The sequence below is a fragment of the Shewanella sp. 492 genome (assembly GCF_059338445.1).
Map to the genome: position 1 here is coordinate 3359842 of NZ_CM181702.1, position 19169 is coordinate 3379010.

Here is a 19169-nt window from a genome sequence, read left to right on the forward strand (position 1 = left end):
AGCAAGTGATTGCTCGCCTTTTACCCGTTATAAATAAAGAGTAATGTTATGTCGATTAACTATTCAGCTGTTGTCGCAGACTTAAGAGCCAAGCTTGGCCAAGATGCCGTTACCGACGATGCAGTGCGTCGTTTTGCTTGGTCAACAGACGCGAGTTACTTCCGTATTGTGCCTGAAGTGGTTGTTCATGCCGAAACATTAGCAGATGCCAAACTCACTTTAGAAGTTGCTCGCCAGCATCAAGCCCCAGTCACCTTTCGCGCCGCGGGCACCAGCCTATCGGGCCAAGCTATCGGCGAAGGTATTTTATTGATCTTGGGCCACGATGGTTTTCGCAAAATTGAAGTCAGTGCCGACAGTAAACAGGTTTCACTTGGGGTGGCCGTTGTCGGCGCCGATGCCAACTTGGCGCTCAAGCCATTTAGCAAGAAGATTGGCCCAGATCCTGCGACACTGACCTCATGTAAAATTGGCGGTATCGTGGCAAATAATGCCTCTGGTATGTGTTGCGGCACTGCGCAGAACAGTTACCAAACGATTGCATCGGCCAAGCTGCTGTTTGCCGACGGCTCAGAGCTCGATACCGGTTGTGAAAAGTCCAAGGCCGCCTTTAGTGAAAACAATAAAGCGCTGCTTGATGCGCTCGTTGAGCTGGGCACCATGACCCGCAGCAACGAAGTGCTCGCTAATCGTATTCGTAAAAAATTCTCAATTAAAAACACTACCGGTTACAGCATCAATGCCTTAGTCGACTTTAGCGATCCATTCGATCTGATCAATCACTTGATTGTTGGTTCTGAAGGTACACTCGCGTTCGTTGAAGAGGTCACCTATAACACGGTTGATGAAGCGAAGTTTAAAGCCTCAGCCATGGCGGTCTTCTTCAATATGGAAGATGCAGCCAGTGCGATCCCACCGATCAATGGCGAAAGCGTTGCCGCGGCTGAACTGTTAGACTGGGCATCGATTAAAGCGGTCACCGGAAAAACCGGTATGCCCGAATGGCTCAGCGATCTGCCAGAAAATGCGGCGATTTTGCTTATCGAGTGTCGCTCGAATGATAAACAGACCCTTGAGCACTATACCAAAGATGTGATCGGCAAACTGGCGCACATTGAAACTGAACGCCCAATCACCTTCACCGACGATCCTGCCGTGTTTGGTCAATACTGGGCGATGCGTTCAGGACTGTTCCCCATTATTGGCGGTGAACGTCCTAAAGGCACGTCGGTTATCATCGAAGATATCGCTGTTGAGGTAGAGCACCTCGCGAATGTTGCTAAAGATCTGACCGAGCTGTTTCACAAGCATAATTACCCTGAAGGGGTGATCTATGGTCACGCGCTAGCGGGTAACTTCCACTTCATCATTACGCCTACCTTTGCTTCACAAGAGGATATCAATCGCTTCCACGCCTTTATGCAAGATGTGGCCGAGATGGTTATCGACAAATACGACGGTTCGATGAAAGCCGAGCACGGTACAGGTCGTGCGGTCGCCCCCTTTGTTGAGATGGAATGGGGCGCCGACGCTTACACCTTGATGAAGCGCATCAAGCACATTTTCGATCCACAAGGGCTACTTAACCCAGGTGTGATCCTCAATGATGATGCCAATGTGCACGTTAAAAACATCAAGCCTTGCCCTGTGGTCGATGATTTTGTCGATAAGTGTATCGAGTGTGGTTTCTGTGAAAAAACCTGCCCCACCTCGGCACTTAACTTTACGCCGCGTCAGCGTATCGCCACCTTGCGTGAAATTGCTCGCCTTGAACAATCTGGCGATAAACAAGCGGCCGAGGAGATGCGTGCTGCGGCCAAGTATGACGTAGTTGATACCTGCGCCGCTTGTCAGCTGTGTACCATTGCCTGCCCCGTTGATAACAGTATGGGCAACCTAGTGCGTAAGCTGCGTACGCCTTATATCACCACTACCGAGCAGAAGGTACTGGACTTCCAAGCCAAACATTTTGGCGTGGTTAACCAAGCGATCAGCACCGGCTTCAATGTACTCAACATCATCCACAAAGTGGCGGGTGACAACGTGACCAACGGCCTGATGAAGATGGGTCGTATGGTGTCTAAAGAGGTACCTTACTGGAACCCAGACTTTGCTAAGGGCGCCAATCTGCCTACGCCATCGCCTGCATCGCCAGATAAAGAAACTATTGTCTACTTCCCCGCTTGTGGCGGTCGCACCTTTGGCCCAACGCCGCTCGATCCTGACAATCGCACCCTACCGGATGTCGTCGTCACTCTGCTTGAGCGCGCCGGCTATAACGTGGTCACTCCAGACAATACCCGTCACCTGTGCTGCGGCCAGATGTGGGAGTCAAAAGGTGACTTTAAAAATGCCGATGCCAAACGCGATGAGCTGATCGATGCCCTGAGCGCATTGAGTGATAACGGTAAAGTGCCCGTGGTGGTTGATGCACTCTCTTGTACTTACCGCACCTTAACGGGTAACCCAAAAGTGGAGATCACCGATCTCGTCGAATTTATGCACGACAAGATCTTGCCTAAGCTCACCTTCACCAAGAAGGTTAACATCGCCCTGCACTTTGGCTGTAGCGCACGTAAGATGAAGCTTGAGCCTAAGATGCAAGCCTTGGCCGACGCCTGTAGCATGGGAGTTAAGTTGCCCGAAGGTATCGAGTGTTGTGGTTATGCCGGTGAGAAAGGCTTATACAAGCCAGAGATGAACGCCAGTGCGCTGCGCAACATCAAAAAGCTGATCCCTGTCGATATTAAAGAGGGCTACTACGCCAACCGTATGTGTGAAGTGGGTCTGTCACATCACAGCGGGATCTCTTATCGTCACTTGGCCTATCTGCTAGAAGAGTGTAGCCGTTAATCATAACGACTCAAGACGGTTTAGGTTTTAGATAACCACACCCAAGCAAACTCCGCGATGTAAGTCTTTACATCGCGGTTTTTTATGTCTGCCAAACAAGGGGCACATTGCCCTATCACCATCATTCATAATAAGTCGCGCGAACATCGCCACAATATCAACTTCATAACTTATGAACAGATGAAACACTGGTTTTCGACGCTAACTTACGCCATAGTGTGAGGGTTAAATGCTTGAATTGAGATGTGGCAGCGCTTAGATCATGCATGAGAGGCATGGCAAGCTACATTTGATCGGTGGCAGATAGAGGATATATCGCCAAATGGGAAAATTGTTATTTGTGGCAGCATTACTGGTTCTTGCCCAGCCTGCACACGCCACCAGTATTTATAAATGTATAAAAGACGATAAGATCGTCTTTAGTCAAATCTCCTGCCCAAAAGACTTTAATCAACATAAGCTGACCTATCAGCTAGGTGTCATTACAGAAACCAGCTCAGACACCAGGCATAAAACCCTCGATCCGCTACAGGCGTTACTCAAACAAAACACCATTTCTAAAGATAAGCTATTACAACTTATCGATAGCGAACTCTATCGCCTTAAACAGGAAAACAGCTACTACGATATCTTGCGCGCCAGTGAACGACAAAAAATCGATCGTAAACGCTACTGGCAAAAACAGGCCAAAGACGACCCTGAATTTTTAGCCCAGCTACAAGAGATGAACGCCCATTTTGATGGGTTGATCGACATGAATTTAGCCTCAATCAAGTTACTGACCCAGCACCAAACCAAAATCGAAGCCCAATCGACAGAGAATAAGGCGACGCAAACGGTCACTCATCCCCTGAACGCCAACCCTTAAGTGACAACATTATGCATCGGCTCACAGCAAGTGACGCCATTGAGAGCGCCCTCTCCACTCACCTCAGCCCAAAAAGGTAAACCATGCTCCATTGGCCCATATTGGTTAAACACCCAGACGATAATCAAATTCAACTAATTGAAGATATAGAGCAATGGCACGATGAGCTGCCCTTGCTCGATGCGACGTCGGTGGTGATTATCGACAGCCAAGGCCAGAGTTATCGCTGGCAAGCCCAGCCCTTAACGGCTGCGGGGGAATTTCATTTGAGTACGCCCCACAGCTTAGCGAGCATTGTCGACTGGGTGCGCTTGCATGCCAGCCAAAATGGTCACTGCTGCACCGCCAAGCTGGGGGCAAATAATATTAGCCGTGTGTTTGAGATACTGAAGTATTTAGAAGAGCGCTAGTGCCTCGGCAACTCACCAAGGCACTGCTATTTGATGCATTAGCTTCTTAAGCCAATACCACGGCTGATCAGGTAGTAAGCAACGGCCCATAGGGCACTACAGAACCCCACCATAATCGCAATCGACAGGGGAATGCTGATATCGGCATAACCCAAGAAACCATAGCGGAAGACGTTGATCATATAGACTACAGGGTTGAGCTGCGACACCCCCTGCCAAAAGTCAGGAAGCAAGGTCAAAGAGTAGAACACGCCGCCCAGATAGGTCAGCGGAGTCAGCACAAACGTGGGCACTATGCTAATGTCGTCGTAGGTCTTAGCAAAGACCGCGTTTATCAGCCCACCTAGCGCGAACAAGATGGCCGTTAGCAACACTGTCACCGCCACTAGCCCAGCATGGTGCAGGCTAATGTCGACAAAGAACATCGCCACTAAGGTGACAATCGTGCCCACACATAAACCGCGTGCCACGCCACCGCCCACGTAACCGGCAATCATCACATAATGGGGTACGGGCGCCACTATCAACTCTTCGAGGTTACGCTGAAATTTAGCGCTAAAAAACGATGAGGCCACATTAGAATAAGATGCGGTAATGACCGACATCATAATCAACCCTGGCGCGATAAACTCCATATAAGAGACACCGCCCATCTCACCGATGCGCTTACCGACTAAGTTACCAAAAATAAGGAAGTACAGAGTCATAGAGATCGCCGGCGGCACTAAGGTTTGTACCCAGATGCGAGTAAAACGGGTGATCTCTTTAATCAAGATACTCTTAAAGGCGGTAAAGTAGACCTGTTTCATGCTTAATCCTGCACTCATTTTGCCGCTCCTTTACCTTGTTCAACCAACTCCACAAATAACTCCTCTAAGCGATTGGCCTTATTACGCATCGACAACACTTGGATTTGCTGCGCGCTTAATTGCGCAAACACACTATTGATACTGTGCGCCTTCTCCACGTCCACCTCTAGGGTATGCGGGTCGACTAAGCGACAATTGATGCCGTCAAGCTGCGGCAAGGTGTCGAGGTTGTCGCGCAGATCAAACACAAAGGTTTCCATGTTTAAGCGGCTCAGCAAGGACTTCATGCTGGTGCACTCCACCAACACCCCTTTGTCGATAATGCCGATATTGCGGCACAGCATTTCCGCCTCTTCAAGGTAATGCGTGGTTAAAATAATGGTCACGCCTTGCTGATTAAGCTCAGTCAAAAAAGTCCACATCGAGCGACGTAGCTCAATATCAACCCCAGCGGTCGGCTCATCGAGGATCAACAATTTAGGCTCATGCATTAGGGCGCGCGCAATCATCAAGCGGCGCTTCATGCCACCCGACAAGGCGCGGGCTGGGCTGTTGCGCTTTTCCCACAGATCCAACTGACTAAGGTACTTCTTGGCACGCTCAAGCGCCACTTCACGTGACACGCCAAAATAACCGGCCTGATTGATCACAATCTGCTGCACGGTTTCAAACTGGTTAAAGTTAAACTCCTGAGGCACTAAGCCTATCGACATCTTGGCTAATTCAAGCTGAGTATCGATATCATGCTCAAACACCTTTACCTTACCCGAGCTTTTTTGCACTAAAGAACAGATAATGCCGATGGTGGTCGACTTACCCGCCCCGTTGGGGCCCAGTAGCGCAAAAAAGTCCCCCGCCTTTACCTTAAGGCTTATCCCTTTTACTGCTTCGACGCCGCCCTTGTAGGTTTTTCTCAGCGAGTCGATAACTAACGCATATGGCTCATTGCTCATGAGTAACTTCCGTAATGTTGCATTAAACACCAAACAAAAACTCCCGCACAGGGCAGGAGTTTGCAATCGTATCCGTTCGTGCGATTAATCGAGCGGCACCACTTTAGCAATATAAGGCAGATTACGATATTGCTCAGCGTAATCGATACCATAACCGACAATAAACTCATCAGGAATGGTAAAGCCGATAAAGTCGACCGGCACTTCCACTTCGCGGCGCTCTGGCTTATCCAGTAGGGTACAAAGTGCTAGGCTCTTAGGTGCGCGCAGCAGTAACAATTCGCGGACCTTATTTAAGGTATTACCAGAGTCGATAAGATCTTCGACGATCAATACATCGCGACCTTCGATATCCGACTGCACATCTTTAAGGATCTTCACATCCCGTGAACTGGTCATGGCATTGCCATAGCTAGATACCGACATAAAATCGATCTCCACATGACCCTTAATACGGCGACACAGATCCGCCATAAAGACCACAGACCCTTTTAGCAAACCCACCATTAATAGACGCTCACTGTCGGCGTAATGGGCATTAATTTGGTCTGCAAGGATATCCAGTTGTTGCTCAATCTCATCAGCCGAGATCATCACTTCGGTGGTGTGTTTCATACTACTCTCAAAATTGTCTTAATTGTCGCTATTGCTGGCACTGTGCTTATCATAGCCCCAACGCTTAGTTAACGCGTGGTCTACGCCCAGATGGTCTAAGATCCGGGCGACCATGAAGTCTACCAGATCTTGTACCGATTTGGGATCATGATAAAAGCCCGGCGCCGCAGGCATGATGGTCGCCCCCAGCTTAGACAGCGATAACATATGCTCTAAGTGTATGCTGCTAAAAGGAGTTTCCCTTGGCACTAAGAGCAACTGACCACGCTCTTTTATTACCACATCGGCAGCACGCTCGAGCAAACTGTTGCTCATCCCCGTTGCCACGGCCGCTAAAGTGCCCGTACTGCAAGGGCAGATCACCATCTGCTTAGGCGCAGCCGAGCCAGATGCCGGCGGCGAAAACCACTCCTCTTTGCCCAGCACATGCAGTTCACCATGAATATCAACGCCATTTTCCGCAAACAACGCCAGCAACTGCGCCTTGGCTTTATCGCCATTGGCACTGAGCTGCAAGCCATGTTCGGTCGCCAGCACCACCCGCGCCGCACTGGAGATCATCAAAAACACTTGGTAGTCGGCCACCAGCAAACATTCGAGTAACTTAAGCCCATAGGGCGCACCCGAGGCGCCCGTCCACGCTAAACTGATCGCCTTGGCCTTTCTTGGATAATTCATAACACTCTCTTTAACAGCGGTAACTCGAATAGTCGTCGGCGGTGATCGAACTCAGCACTCAAACGCCACTAGCGTTACGTATCGCTTAACTTAACTCTTCAAGTAACTTGCCATGCAGGCCGCCGAAGCCGCCGTTGCTCATCACTATAATGGTGTCACCGGATTTGGCTTCACTCGCCACCGCCTCGACCACATCCTCTATTTGATACAGTACCGCCACAGGCAATGTCACCTTAGCCATCGCCGCCTCAACATCCCAATCGATATTATCGGCCTGATATAAAAACGCCGCATCGGCCAGCGCCATCGACGTCGCTAAGGTGTCTTTATGTACGCCACGTTTCATGGTGTTCGAACGTGGCTCTAACACCACTAGGATACGTCCCTCGCCCACTTTCGCCCGGCAACCTTGCAAGGTGGTGGCGATCGCCGTGGGATGATGGGCAAAATCATCAAAGATGTCTATGTCATTCACCCTGCCAATCAGCTCCATACGGCGCTTAGGCGGAGCGAACTTTTCAAGCGCCTCGATAGCCGCTTGCGGTTTTACGCCCACATGGCGCGCCGCCGCAATCGCCATGGTGGCGTTTTCAACATTATGCTGCCCAATCAACTGCCAATCTAAGATGCCTTGGGATTCTCCCTCGAAAAACAGCTCGAATCGGTGACCATCATCGCGTTGCAGCTCGGTATGCCAACCGGTATCGACCGAATTAACACTGTAGGTTTCCTGCTCACTCCAGCAGCCCATATCGATCACCTCACGCACCGCGGCGCTGTCGCTTGGCCAGATGATTTTGCCTTGGCCCGGCACGGTACGTATTACGTGATTAAACTGACGCTGGATCGCTTTTAAGTCATCAAAAATATCGGCGTGATCAAATTCAAGATTATTGATCACTAAGGTGCGCGGTTGGTAGTGGACAAACTTAGAGCGCTTATCGAAAAAGGCGCTGTCATATTCATCGGCTTCGACCACAAAAAAAGGCGAGCCACCCAAACGCGCCGATACACCAAAGTTTTGCGGCACGCCGCCAATTAAGAAGCCCGGCTCGTAGCCACACTCTTGTAAGATCCACGCCAGCATACTAGCGGTCGAGGTTTTACCATGGGTGCCCGATACCGCCAATACCCAACGCCCCGGCAAAATATGTTCGGCTAAAAACTGCGGCCCCGAGGTGTATTTCAAACCGCGATTAAGCACCGCCTCCACACACGGATTGCCCCGGCTCATGGCATTGCCAATCACCACGATATCGGGTGCATCATCTTCACTGTGCCCAAGCTGACTAGGATCAAAACCTTGGATAAGTTCAATGCCCTGCTCTTCGAGCTGAGTGCTCATAGGCGGATAGACGTTGGCATCGCTGCCGGTAACCTTATGGCCATTGGCTCTGGCAAGGAGTGCGAGGCCACCCATAAAGGTGCCGCAAATGCCTAAGATGTGTACATGCATGGGGTTGGCTCTGATGAGGAATAATCAGCTGGTATTCTAACGATTTGGGATGCCATTGTCAGTTAACAATGGTTTAAATTTAGGGCGTGTGGTCTTGCGACCAAGAGAGTTGTTTCAAACTGCGTTTGAATGGCTAGCGCCGAGAGTGCGGCCTTACGGCCGCATAACCACATCAACAATAAATCCATATTAAATTTTGATATCACCAAACTCGGGTTGTGGCTACAAAATTCCCCATCGAAGTTGCCGAAAGGCGTTGGAATAAATGGCGTAAGTCTGGGCTTGGATACCCGGCTAGCTTTCGGCTTTCCCTTAAAAAGAATGGATGTACCATCGGAAGCGTCAGTTATTTTCAAATAGCCGCGTAGAAAAACAACTTCGTCTGGGGCGGCATGGGGAGATGCAAGAGGGGGATTACAGTTGATCCCCCCTCTTGCCCGGGTGTGGGTAGGAAACCCACGACTTACCTCGGTCGTAAGACCGCAAATTAATGTACTTCCTGATTAATCAGGGCAACCACTGTCCGCTTAAGCCAATCCATATGGGTACTAGGGTGATGTTTGGCAGTGAGCAGGTATAATCTTGGCCGAGACTGAGCAACATACAGTTGCTCGGTGTCAACGGCCGACAAACAGCACACATGCAATCCCGGTAGTAGGTGGCTTTGCTCATACACCCTGTTGTAAGGCACTATGCTGAGGGTTTTGTTATCGGCTAAATAACGGTAGAGATCATGAAACCCTAGGCTGGTTTGCATATTGTCACGTGGTGCAAGATGACACGCGCGTTTATGCTGACGGCAATAGGCCTCAAAAGGATCAAGCTCAGCCTTATCTATCTGATTAAATGCGCTTAAATAAGGGTAACTTGCAATATTGGCCAGGCTGATCTCCTGCTGTAATATGGGGTGATCTAGGCCGCATAAAAGATACAGGTGGGATAATGGTTTCAGCGGCATAACACTAAGTCGTTGATCTTGTTGTAGCGCACTGGCATTAGACTCACTCACAATCGCCATATCGATAAGGCCGTTGGCGGTGTCATCTAATACCGATTCTGAGCCACTGCGCAGTTCAAAACTTATCGGCAGGTGCTCTTCATTAATGGCCGCGCTCAGCTGCTGGGGAAAATGGGCAATTAAGAGATCGCTAACATAGATCACCATGGCCACCTGTGATTCAGCCGCATTAATCTGATTCAATTGATAAAGATGCTCAGAGCATTGCACCAACTCTTTCACAATAGGATATAACTGGCGGGTAAATTCGTTGGGCTCGAGACCATGTTTTTTTCTAATAAAAAGCGGATCATTAAACATCATCCGTGCATGCTGCAAACAACGACTGACCTTAGGGGCAGGTATATTCATATCGATGGCTACTGACGAGGCAGAATGCTTTTCATACAAATTAACTAATATATTGGCGCTGAGCATATCTAAACTATCTAGAGTTATATTTTTCATTTTAAAAATACCTCTACCGATTTAAAATACACCAAATTAAAGTATAGTTAATAACCTACATTCGACAATAACATTATGGGTAATTCATACATTAATTAAATCAGACATAGATCATATTTTTATATTTCATGCATTTACAATGAAAACGTAAGACGCTAATTTTAGAAGACTAAAAATCAACGCCACCGCTAAACAATAGATATGCACTAATTGAGATTGGCATATCCACCTCACGATAATCTATAAGTTGAAATAATAGAAATTAACTATCAGATCATGCGCTAACTTTTAATAATTTGATTTCAATAATTATTGTAAATATTGTTCATAGGGTAATAATTAAATGGAAAGTTAAAAAGCTAAGCACCCTTGGAGGTTTATCATGAACGCCACCGCTACCGTTATTTTAAGTTATGCATTTATGTACTTTGTTTTATTTATTATTGTGCCTCTCGTTATCGTGACCTTCGTAATGACGTGCATTAAATTCTTTAGATCAAGTGATGTACAGATGGTTGATGCGGCCGTTAGCATTAAACCTCATCTGCTTGACCAAGAGTCTATGCAGTTTCTCAAAAGCTTAAAATCGATCGCGAGCAATCGCTACGATGTGCTGTACGGGGCGTCTCTGGTTAACGTGGTTGATATTGATGATTCAGTCAGAAACCACGAAGAGGTGCAAGACTTTATGGAACATTGCCACCTAGATTATGTGGTCGTCGACAACGAGTCTTCGGCGGTTAAACTGGTGATGAGCGATCCTAATAGCAGCTCACCAGAACAGATTAAGTTTATCGAAAAATGTTTAGATTACATTGGTGTGCAATTTATCAAGTTAGATAAACATAAGCAGTGTGATGAAATACTGCTGCGCAATGCGCTTGCCGCCTAATGGTTAACGTTATCTTAGCTATTATTGCCCAACCGAGCGTCAACCCGATACTTTGGCGCTCTCTCCTCCGCCCGAGGTCATGCTCACCCTAAGGTGTAAGGATACGGTATGTGCCACATCAGCCGTTACATCTCGATACTGCTTACATTTAGCGCCGCCGCATTAATTTGCTGTGTCCTGCCCATTACCAGCGTTAGTGCCGATACCGCCCAGGCCAACACGACCACGACCAACAGCGATACCTGCCTCAAATGCCATAAACGTAATGGCCAAATGCTCGGCCTGCATGGCAATTCTGGCCTAGCCATCCAGTGCCAAGACTGCCACGGTGAAAAAGGCAGTCATCCTAAAAAAGGCTCTATCATCAACCAATTTGGCATCGACAGCCCACAATCAGCCCAGCAACAAGCGACGATGTGTCTTACCTGTCATGATAATGAAACCTTGGCGGCTGCCGACTGGACTCACAACGTCCATGCTGTGCGGGTCAGTTGCGCTCAATGCCACCAGCTTCACCCAGAATCAGATCCTATGTTGTCGTTAAACCGTCAGCAACATAGCCAGTTATGTGTCACCTGCCATAAGGTCAATCCATAGGAGGCATGTTATGCAACGTTCAAAACGCCAGTTTCTTAAAGGATGTGGGGCACTGCTGGCCGGCGCCTCTGTTTATGGCATCACTCAATCTCCGTTAGCCGAGCGTAGCGGCGATTCCCCTGAGGCCGATATTAAATACGCCATGGTGCACGATGAAAATGCCTGTATCGGCTGCAACGCTTGCGTTGAAGCCTGCCGTGAGGTCAATCAGGTGCCGGAGGGGGTTACCCGAGTCAAAATTGAGCGCCGTGGTCCTTTTGGTGAATATCCCAACCAGAGTTACCGCTTTAGCCGAGTCTCTTGCCAGCACTGCGAAGCCGCGCCTTGCGTCAGAGTATGCCCCACAGGTGCAGCTTATATCGACCAGCACACCGGCATTGTGGCAGTACATGAAGAGCGCTGCGTCGGTTGCCAGTACTGCATTGCCGCTTGCCCTTATCAGGTACGCTTTATTAACCCTGAGACACGCACCGCCGATAAGTGTGATTTTTGCCAGCAAACCCAGTTAAAGCAAGGGTTGCAACCCGCTTGCGTAATGGCGTGTCCCACCAAGGCATTGACCTTTGGCAACCTTAAGGAAGCCGATTCGGCCTTAGTTCAGCTGCTTAAAAGTAAACCCACCTACCGCGCCAAAGTGGACTTGGGCACCCGGCCTAAGTTGTTCCATATTCAAACCATCGATGGGGAGATAATGCTATGAGTGCTTTTCATTTCGAAGGCCTAGTATGGCATTGGCCTATTGCCATCTATCTGTTTTTAGCTGGCTTATCTGCTGGCGCTGTGTTTTTTGCCATCATGCTCAAACATTTTAAGTTAGCGGGCGAAGCCTACCATTCACCCTTTGTGCAAGCAGCGGCGATCATCGCTCCCTTGGCCGTGTTTGGCGGCTTGGGGATCTTGGTTATCGATTTAACCAAGCCACTGGATTTTTGGAAGATTTTGGTGTTTTACAATATCACCTCTGTGATGTCGATGGGGGTGCTGGTACTCATGGCCTATCAGGTCGTGCTGTTTGCTTGGATAGGCTGCATCTTTAACAAAGCAATCTTGCAATTATTGGGGGCTAGGTTGATGTGGCTGCAGCGCGGACTTCGCTGGCTAGTAGACAAAGAGGCGGCCATTACAGGTATCTTAGTGATCTTGTCGATATCCTTGGGCGCCTATACCGGCTTCTTGTTGTCGGCGCTAATAGGGTTCCCGCTACTGAATAATCCGGTATTACCCTTACTGTTTTTAATCTCGGGACTCTCCTCGGGTGCAGCGGCCACCTTACTGGGCGGCGTATTGCTGCGCGGTAATCCCAATGGGGTTGAGGTGCGCTTTATTCATGGTATTGAGATCCCGATGATCTTGGTGGAAATTGGCCTACTATTCACCTTCTTTGTCGGGCTGATTTTGTCGGGCGGTCAAAGCCAAGTGGCGGCGCTGAACGCTATCGGTTATGGCTTCTGGGGTTGGGTATTTTGGGGCGGGGTTATCGGTATCGGTTTAACCTTGCCACTGGCCTTTAATTTGTGGATGAAGGTATCGGCCGACCGTAAATTTACTTATGTGGCAGTCACGGCCAGCTTTAGTTTAATAGGCGTATTTTTACTGCGTAACTTTATTCTCTATACCGGGCAGATGACCATCGCCTAGGTGATACCATCAGCACTTGGCATAATCCTTATCTCGCCAGTACGCACCATGAGCAGATGCGTACTGGCGCTCATCTTTACCAAACAAGCATTGAACCCCAGTGCGCCGAGCACGTATACTGCTAACGAATAACACCTATGCTTAATGCGTTGATAAATGAACAAATATCATACTATTGCTGGCTTTTTTTTGCTGTATTGCTGCAATGCATTGAGCCTAGATCTGAGCCAATATGAGACCGATGTTGCCGCGTTACTGCGCGAGTATCAACACAACACTCCCCACTTAGCGCCATCGGTATTGGTGCTTAATCAGGCCGAGCAAGAGCACACCTACGTCGACTTTGAACGTGGGCTGATTGTGGTAGAAAGCGTGAATAAGGCCTCACTTAAACAGGCGGTGATTCAGGTGCTGCTGACTCAGATCGATCCCGAGGTGATCGACGCCAAAACCGCAAACGATTTTGGCCTCATCAATAGTAAGCAGAAGCCCTTTTTCTGGGGGCAGGTCCACGATCACGACGGTCAACCCATCGCCTTTCATTGGCGTGCGGCGCGCTTTGCCGACTATCTTATAAACCAGAATCTTAATCAGCAAGGCACTCGCTTGCGGGTGACCATTCGCATGGTTAACAATCACACCCAAATTGCTGGCGGTAAGTATATTGAGTTTGTGCGTCAGTCGGCGCGCACCTACGGGGTTAAGCCCGATCTGATCATGGCGATCATGGAGACCGAAAGCGCCTTTAATCCATTAGCCAAATCACGCTCCAACGCACTGGGGTTAATGCAGATAAAGGCGGCTACCGCTGGGCGGGATTATTTCAACTTAATCAAAGGCTACGCCCATACGCCGTCCGCGGCCTATTTATACCAACCACAAAAAAATATTGAGGTGGCGACGGGCTATTTACACCTGCTCTCTAGCCGTTACCTTAAAGGCATTGACGATCCACAGAAGCGCGAATACGCGGTGATATCAAGCTATAACGGTGGCACAGGTAATTTATGGAAGAGCCTTAATCCTCGCGGCGATCGGCGCCAAGCCTTAGCCCGCATCAATAACATGACTCGCAGCGAGTTTTATTGGTTTTTAACCCAGCGCCATATTCGACAAGAAAGCCGTAACTACCTAAAAAAAGTCACCAGCAAACGCCATAAATATCGCTTATAAGTGCTTAGGTTCGAGCGGTTTGGTTTACATAGTTGATGCAATTGTGACCACTGGCGCAGTTTTATTTGCTCGCCAGTGGTATAACCAGTGCATTATGGAGGGGTTTAAGCGCATCGATTAGCGAACCGTGAACCTTTCGGTGACCTAAAGCTATCCTCAGGCACCGACAACACAAGGAGCCAAGCTATGAACAAACGGATCAGCCGCTTAGATTATTTTACCTTACAGGTCTTTATCGGCTTGGTTGAGCTTAAGAATGGCATTGCGGTTGCCGAAAAACTGCTGACGACTCAATCTAAAGTCAGTCGTTCATTGATGTGCATGCGTGAGGTGTTAGAAAACGAGCTCTTTATCCGTCAGCAGTATGGCTTCGAGCCCAACCATATTGCGCTGCGCCTCTACCCTATGGTGCAGACGATTCTTGAGCAATACGACAAAATTATTGCGACCACCATAGGCAAAACCTTAGAGCCATTTCAGTTGACGATAGCCACCTATGAGCAGTGGTCATTAATGGTGATGAACAACCTAAAGCACACCTGTCACTGCATTGAAGGTGGGGTCAATATTAATGTAGTGCCTTGGTCCGAAAACATCAGCCAGCGCTTGTGTCAGGGTAAAATTGATTGCACCATCTCCACCGAACCTATCCACCATCCCATGGTGAATAATATAAAGCTTGGCGATATCGATCATTTCTTTATGGTGGCCAGAAGCGACCACCCGATCTTGAGCTCGACGCAACCTCTGATCGATCTATTCGACTACAACATCACCCTAGTCAACGCCAACCTACATGAGCAACAGCTGCATGCGATAGAGCAATATGCTCAGGCGCACAATATCGATGTTAATATTGTGCTGCGAAGCCCAAGCTTACGTATGTTAGTCGACCATACCAGCAGAAGTGATGATATCTGCTTGCTGTCATCAGTGATGTCACTGCCCTACTTTGAGCATCGCAGCGACGTGGGATTTATCGATGTCTCCCAGCTGTGGATGTCCACCAGCGGCCTACCTTGCGACAGTTATTATCTCCATTGTCATCAGAGGATCATCGAGCCGTTAGCTAACTGTTTAAAGACTATGCTTATCAATAAACTACACGATATGCAGGCGCGCTACCATCACAGTCATTCACAGCTCAATTACACCAACTTGACACCAGTGTGCAGCGATGGCTGTGGTTGTAGTAGTGGCTCCAGTGATGCGACCGGCGTGCTACCTTCATTTAAAACAGCTGCATTTACACCCGATGAGTCTATGTGAGCAGGCGTAAAGCCCCGATGAGCCTAAGGCGGTGTCAGGTGCATAAAATGCAACCAACAAAAAGGCAAGCTAGAAAGCTTGCCTTTTTATTACACGTCCACTAAAAGCCGTATTATCAGCACTTACATCAAGATATTGATAATCCTCCCATTAGCGCAACACCTTGCTTAAAAAGGCCTGTGTACGCGCCTCTTTAGGGGCACTAAACAGCGCCTGCGGTGAACTGTCTTCCACCACATAGCCACCGTCCATAAAAATAACCCTGTCGGATACATCTCGTGCAAAACCCATCTCATGGGTAACAATCACCATGGTCATCCCCGCTAATGCCAAGGACTTCATCACATCGAGCACATCGCCGACCATTTCAGGGTCGAGCGCCGAGGTGGGCTCATCAAATAGCATTAATTCTGGCTTCATCGCCAAGGCGCGAGCAATGGCCACCCGTTGCTTTTGGCCACCCGATAAGCTCGCTGGATAGGCATTGGCCTTATCTTGCAAGCCCACTTGTGCCAGCAACTCAAGCGCCTGACGGTCGGCCTCGGCTTGTTTCATCAAGCCGAGTTTTACCGGGGCTAGGGTAATGTTTTGCATCACGGTTTTATGGGGAAACAGATTAAAATTTTGAAACACCATCCCCACTTTTTGACGTAGCTTATCGATGCAGGCGCCTTTAGCCGTGATCGACTGACCATCGATAGCGATATCACCTTCGGTCGGCTGCTCCAGCAAGTTGATACAGCGTAAAAAAGTACTCTTACCACTGCCGCTTGGGCCAATGACGCTCACCACTTCGCCACGAGCGACATGCTGATTAATCCCTTTAAGCACCTGATTATCACCGAAGCTTTTATGTAAATTGCTTATTTTAATCACTTTGCTTTAGCCTCTTTTCAAATTTCGACAGCATAAAGGTGAAGCTGTACGTCAGTAGCAGATAGATTAATGCACAGGTAAATAGCGGCACGCTGTCTTCAAAGGTACGGCTACGAATGATCTCTCCGGCGCGCATCAAATCAACCCCGCCAATAAACCCTATGACCGCCGTCTCCTTCAATAGCACGATAAACTCATTGCCAAGGGCGGGTAAAATCTTCTTCACCGCCTGCGGCATAATCACCTCTTTCATGGTCATCCCTTGAGATAAGCCTAAGGAGCGCGCCGCCTCAGTTTGGCCTTTATCCACCGCTTCGATACCGGCGCGGATAATCTCAGAAATATAGGCGCCACTGTTAAGGCCAAAGGCGATAATGGCGGCGGTGACCTTGTCGACATCTAAAGAGGACAATACGATGAAGTAAAGGATCACTAACTGCACAACTACCGGTGTACCTCGAATAACGCCCACATATAGATCGGCAGGCCAACGCAGGTACCACTTTGATGACATCTTCATCATGGTGGTGGTGATACCCAATATTGCCCCTAAGATCATGGCGAAAAAGGTGACAATGAGGGTAACTTTTAGACCATTTAAAATCAGCAAGATACCGATTAAACCATCGTCGCCAATGGGCGTAAACAATGAAGCGTTAATTGCATCAATCATAGGGTGCTCACTTCATATGCTGGGCGATCAGAGCATCATACTGGCCATTGGCTTTCATATTGGCCAAGGTGGTGTTAATGCTGTTAAGGAGTTCAGGTTGCCCCTTGGCCACGGCAAACCCATAGAACTCAGGCTCGAAGTCGAGTGTGATCTGTTTTAGGTCTGGGTTTTTGGCGAGGTAATTGGCCGCTGGCTCACTGTCAAATAGCACCAGATCCACCTTACCGTTTTTAAGCTCCATAATGGCTTCAAAACCGGTATTAAAGGCGGTCAATTGTTGGGTATATTGCTTTGCCATAATGTCGGCAGTTGAACCCAATTGCACCGCAAAATGTTTATCTTGTAAGTCAGCGATACTATTGATGCCCATTTGATTTTTATTCACTAATACCACTTGGGTTGCTTCGTAGTAGGGCTGAGAAAAATTAACGCTTTGTTGCCGCTCAGGGGTGATGGTCATCCCCGAGGCGATAAAATCAATTTTACCTGAGTTTAAGGCCACAATTAGCGAATCAAACTTCATGTTTTCGACCTTTAAGGTCTTACCGGCGTCTTTAGCTATCTGACGTGCTAAATCAATATCAAACCCCTTGATTTCATCGCCACTAGTACCACCCACATATTCAAAAGGGGGGAAGGCTGCATTGGTACCAACCACTAATACATCATCACTTTTACCACATCCAGTTAACAACAAGGCTACAACCAAGCTAAAACTGCCTAATAACACGGATTTGCTCATTTTAAACTCTCTTTTTCGATAAAAACTGCACTGGCACAGACTATAAGCACCCCCCCTTTAAGTGTCAATAATTATGCCGTTTATTTGACTATAAATTCACTTTGGTACTATTGGCGCGATGCTTTACTCAATCCCTACAGCACCAACTAGCCCTATCGGCACGATTTTTAGCGATCCCAAGTGCAGGTGAATGTGATAGCATTTACGCTTACTGCGCCCTGCAATTGGCGCCCATAACTCGGAACGCGAAAAGCGCTCCTCTTTTCAAAGGAAGCCATTGTGAGCGAAGCTGGGATCCGTCTTAACAAGTACATCAGTGAAAGTGGTATTTGTTCTCGCCGAGAAGCCGATCGTTTTATCGAGCAAGGTAATGTTTTTATTAATGGCAAACGTGCTCAAATAGGCGATCAAGTCTCATTTGGCGATAAAGTGAAGGTTAATGGCCGTGATATTGAACCAAGAGACGCCGACGACTTGGTGTTTATCGCCTTAAATAAACCTGTCGGCATCGTCAGCACCACCGAAAGCACCGAGCGCGATAACATCGTCGACTTCGTTAACCATAGCGAGCGGGTATTTCCCATTGGCCGCTTAGATAAAGACTCTCAAGGGCTGATATTCCTAACCAACAATGGCGATCTGGTCAATAAGATTTTGCGTGCCGGCAACAATCACGACAAAGAATATGTGGTGACAGTGAACAAACCGATCACTGAGGCGTTTTTAACAGGTATGCGCGCTGGCGTGCCCATGCTTGGGGTGATAACCAAGAAGTGCAAGGTAGAGCAGATCTCTACTTTTGTATTTAAAATCGTATTGGTACAAGGCCTTAACCGCCAAATCCGCAGAATGTGTGAACATTTCAACTTTGAAGTAACCAAGCTTGAACGCCAAAGCATAATGAACGTTACGCTCAAAGGCTTACCTTTAGGCGAGTGGCGTGACTTAGATGAGGAGGAGCTGTCAACCCTGTTTAAGCTTATCGAACACTCCTCTTCTGAAGACAAAAAAGCACCTAAAAAAGCGGTCAAAAAGCCTGCCAAGAAACCCAATAAATCGCTACGGGACAAGATTGAAGGCCCTGAGCACTTTATGCAAAATCATGGTAAAAAGAAAAAACCAGCTGGCGCCAGTAAAGGTAAGCCATCGCACTCTAGACGCCCTAAGCGATAATATCATCTGCCAGTCTTAGTGTCTTTTAC

19 protein-coding genes are annotated in these 19169 nt (G+C 48.2%); 10 read left to right on the forward strand and 9 right to left on the reverse strand.

The genetic code is table 11. From position 1 onward, the window contains the following. The first annotated feature begins 48 nt into the window (after positions 1 to 48). The 3 genes from AC5YBX_RS14780 (at position 49) to AC5YBX_RS14790 (ending at position 4131) form a co-directional block, all read left to right on the forward strand. Positions 49 to 2853, forward strand: a complete 2805-nt coding sequence (locus AC5YBX_RS14780; protein ID WP_494520882.1) for an FAD-binding and (Fe-S)-binding domain-containing protein — start codon at positions 49 to 51, stop codon at positions 2851 to 2853. Positions 2854 to 3175: 322 nt separating this feature from the next. Beyond that, positions 3176 to 3721, forward strand: a complete 546-nt coding sequence (locus AC5YBX_RS14785) for a DUF4124 domain-containing protein (RefSeq protein WP_494520881.1) — start codon at positions 3176 to 3178, stop codon at positions 3719 to 3721. An 83-nt stretch (positions 3722 to 3804) separates the two neighbouring features. Next, on the forward strand, positions 3805 to 4131 hold the full coding sequence (locus AC5YBX_RS14790; protein WP_494520880.1) for a DUF4144 family protein: 327 nt from the start codon (positions 3805 to 3807) through the stop codon (positions 4129 to 4131). Positions 4132 to 4169: 38 nt separating this feature from the next. On the opposite strand, the gene AC5YBX_RS14795 is transcribed toward AC5YBX_RS14790, so the two are convergent. The 6 genes from AC5YBX_RS14795 to AC5YBX_RS14820 form a co-directional block, all read right to left on the reverse strand. Further along, positions 4170 to 4940 carry an ABC transporter permease gene (locus AC5YBX_RS14795; RefSeq protein ID WP_475517048.1) on the reverse strand — a complete coding sequence of 257 codons (771 nt, stop codon included), beginning with the start codon at positions 4938 to 4940 and terminating at the stop codon, positions 4170 to 4172. Positions 4941 to 4954: 14 nt separating this feature from the next. Beyond that, on the reverse strand, positions 4955 to 5893 hold the full coding sequence (locus AC5YBX_RS14800) for an ABC transporter ATP-binding protein (RefSeq protein WP_475514891.1): 939 nt from the start codon (positions 5891 to 5893) through the stop codon (positions 4955 to 4957). Positions 5894 to 5977: 84 nt separating this feature from the next. Beyond that, positions 5978 to 6508: a hypoxanthine phosphoribosyltransferase gene (gene hpt / locus AC5YBX_RS14805; protein ID WP_475514892.1), complete on the reverse strand. Its 531-nt coding sequence runs from the start codon at positions 6506 to 6508 to the stop codon at positions 5978 to 5980. Positions 6509 to 6526: 18 nt separating this feature from the next. Beyond that, on the reverse strand, positions 6527 to 7186 hold the full coding sequence (locus AC5YBX_RS14810) for a flavin prenyltransferase UbiX (RefSeq protein ID WP_475514893.1): 660 nt from the start codon (positions 7184 to 7186) through the stop codon (positions 6527 to 6529). A gap of 85 nt (positions 7187 to 7271) precedes the next feature. Next, positions 7272 to 8642 carry a UDP-N-acetylmuramate:L-alanyl-gamma-D-glutamyl-meso-diaminopimelate ligase gene (mpl, locus tag AC5YBX_RS14815; RefSeq protein ID WP_494523941.1) on the reverse strand — a complete coding sequence of 457 codons (1371 nt, stop codon included), beginning with the start codon at positions 8640 to 8642 and terminating at the stop codon, positions 7272 to 7274. A 487-nt stretch (positions 8643 to 9129) separates the two neighbouring features. Continuing rightward, entirely contained in the window at positions 9130 to 10107 is a 978-nt protein-coding gene (locus tag AC5YBX_RS14820) for a LysR family transcriptional regulator (protein WP_494520878.1), read from the reverse strand. Between the two features lie 382 nt (positions 10108 to 10489). Between AC5YBX_RS14820 and AC5YBX_RS14825 the strand changes: the two genes are divergently transcribed. From AC5YBX_RS14825 to AC5YBX_RS14850, 6 genes are all read left to right on the forward strand, one after another. Continuing rightward, on the forward strand, positions 10490 to 10999 hold the full coding sequence (locus AC5YBX_RS14825) for a DUF2726 domain-containing protein (RefSeq protein ID WP_494520877.1): 510 nt from the start codon (positions 10490 to 10492) through the stop codon (positions 10997 to 10999). Between the two features lie 108 nt (positions 11000 to 11107). Further along, the gene (locus AC5YBX_RS14830; protein ID WP_494520876.1) at positions 11108 to 11596 is read left to right on the forward strand and encodes a cytochrome c3 family protein; all 489 of its coding nucleotides are present in this window, start codon (positions 11108 to 11110) and stop codon (positions 11594 to 11596) included. A gap of 10 nt (positions 11597 to 11606) precedes the next feature. After that, positions 11607 to 12296 (forward strand): 4Fe-4S dicluster domain-containing protein, encoded by a 690-nt coding sequence (locus AC5YBX_RS14835; RefSeq protein WP_494523942.1) that lies wholly within the window; start codon positions 11607 to 11609, stop codon positions 12294 to 12296. Continuing rightward, positions 12293 to 13234 carry a cytochrome c nitrite reductase subunit NrfD gene (gene nrfD / locus AC5YBX_RS14840; RefSeq protein ID WP_494520874.1) on the forward strand — a complete coding sequence of 314 codons (942 nt, stop codon included), beginning with the start codon at positions 12293 to 12295 and terminating at the stop codon, positions 13232 to 13234. The genes AC5YBX_RS14835 and nrfD overlap by 4 nt, the downstream gene beginning before the upstream one ends. Positions 13235 to 13390: 156 nt before the next feature. Then, entirely contained in the window at positions 13391 to 14407 is a 1017-nt protein-coding gene (locus AC5YBX_RS14845; RefSeq protein WP_494523943.1) for a murein transglycosylase domain-containing protein, read from the forward strand. A gap of 186 nt (positions 14408 to 14593) precedes the next feature. Then, positions 14594 to 15676 (forward strand): LysR substrate-binding domain-containing protein, encoded by a 1083-nt coding sequence (locus AC5YBX_RS14850; RefSeq protein WP_494520872.1) that lies wholly within the window; start codon positions 14594 to 14596, stop codon positions 15674 to 15676. A 150-nt stretch (positions 15677 to 15826) separates the two neighbouring features. Here AC5YBX_RS14850 and AC5YBX_RS14855 read toward each other — a convergent pair whose 3' ends face one another. The 3 genes from AC5YBX_RS14855 to AC5YBX_RS14865 are packed head-to-tail and all read right to left on the reverse strand — an operon-like array spanning position 15827 to position 17967. Further along, positions 15827 to 16552, reverse strand: a complete 726-nt coding sequence (locus AC5YBX_RS14855; RefSeq protein WP_494520871.1) for an amino acid ABC transporter ATP-binding protein — start codon at positions 16550 to 16552, stop codon at positions 15827 to 15829. Continuing rightward, positions 16545 to 17225, reverse strand: coding sequence for an amino acid ABC transporter permease (locus AC5YBX_RS14860; protein ID WP_494520870.1), 681 nt, complete (start codon positions 17223 to 17225; stop codon positions 16545 to 16547). The genes AC5YBX_RS14855 and AC5YBX_RS14860 overlap by 8 nt, the downstream gene beginning before the upstream one ends. A gap of 7 nt (positions 17226 to 17232) precedes the next feature. Beyond that, complete coding sequence (locus tag AC5YBX_RS14865) at positions 17233 to 17967, reverse strand: basic amino acid ABC transporter substrate-binding protein (protein ID WP_494523944.1); 735 nt, start codon at positions 17965 to 17967, stop codon at positions 17233 to 17235. A 279-nt stretch (positions 17968 to 18246) separates the two neighbouring features. On the opposite strand from AC5YBX_RS14865, the gene rluF reads away from it, so the two are divergent. Further along, positions 18247 to 19140 carry a 23S rRNA pseudouridine(2604) synthase RluF gene (rluF, locus tag AC5YBX_RS14870; protein ID WP_494520868.1) on the forward strand — a complete coding sequence of 298 codons (894 nt, stop codon included), beginning with the start codon at positions 18247 to 18249 and terminating at the stop codon, positions 19138 to 19140. The last annotated feature ends 29 nt before the right edge of the window (positions 19141 to 19169 follow it).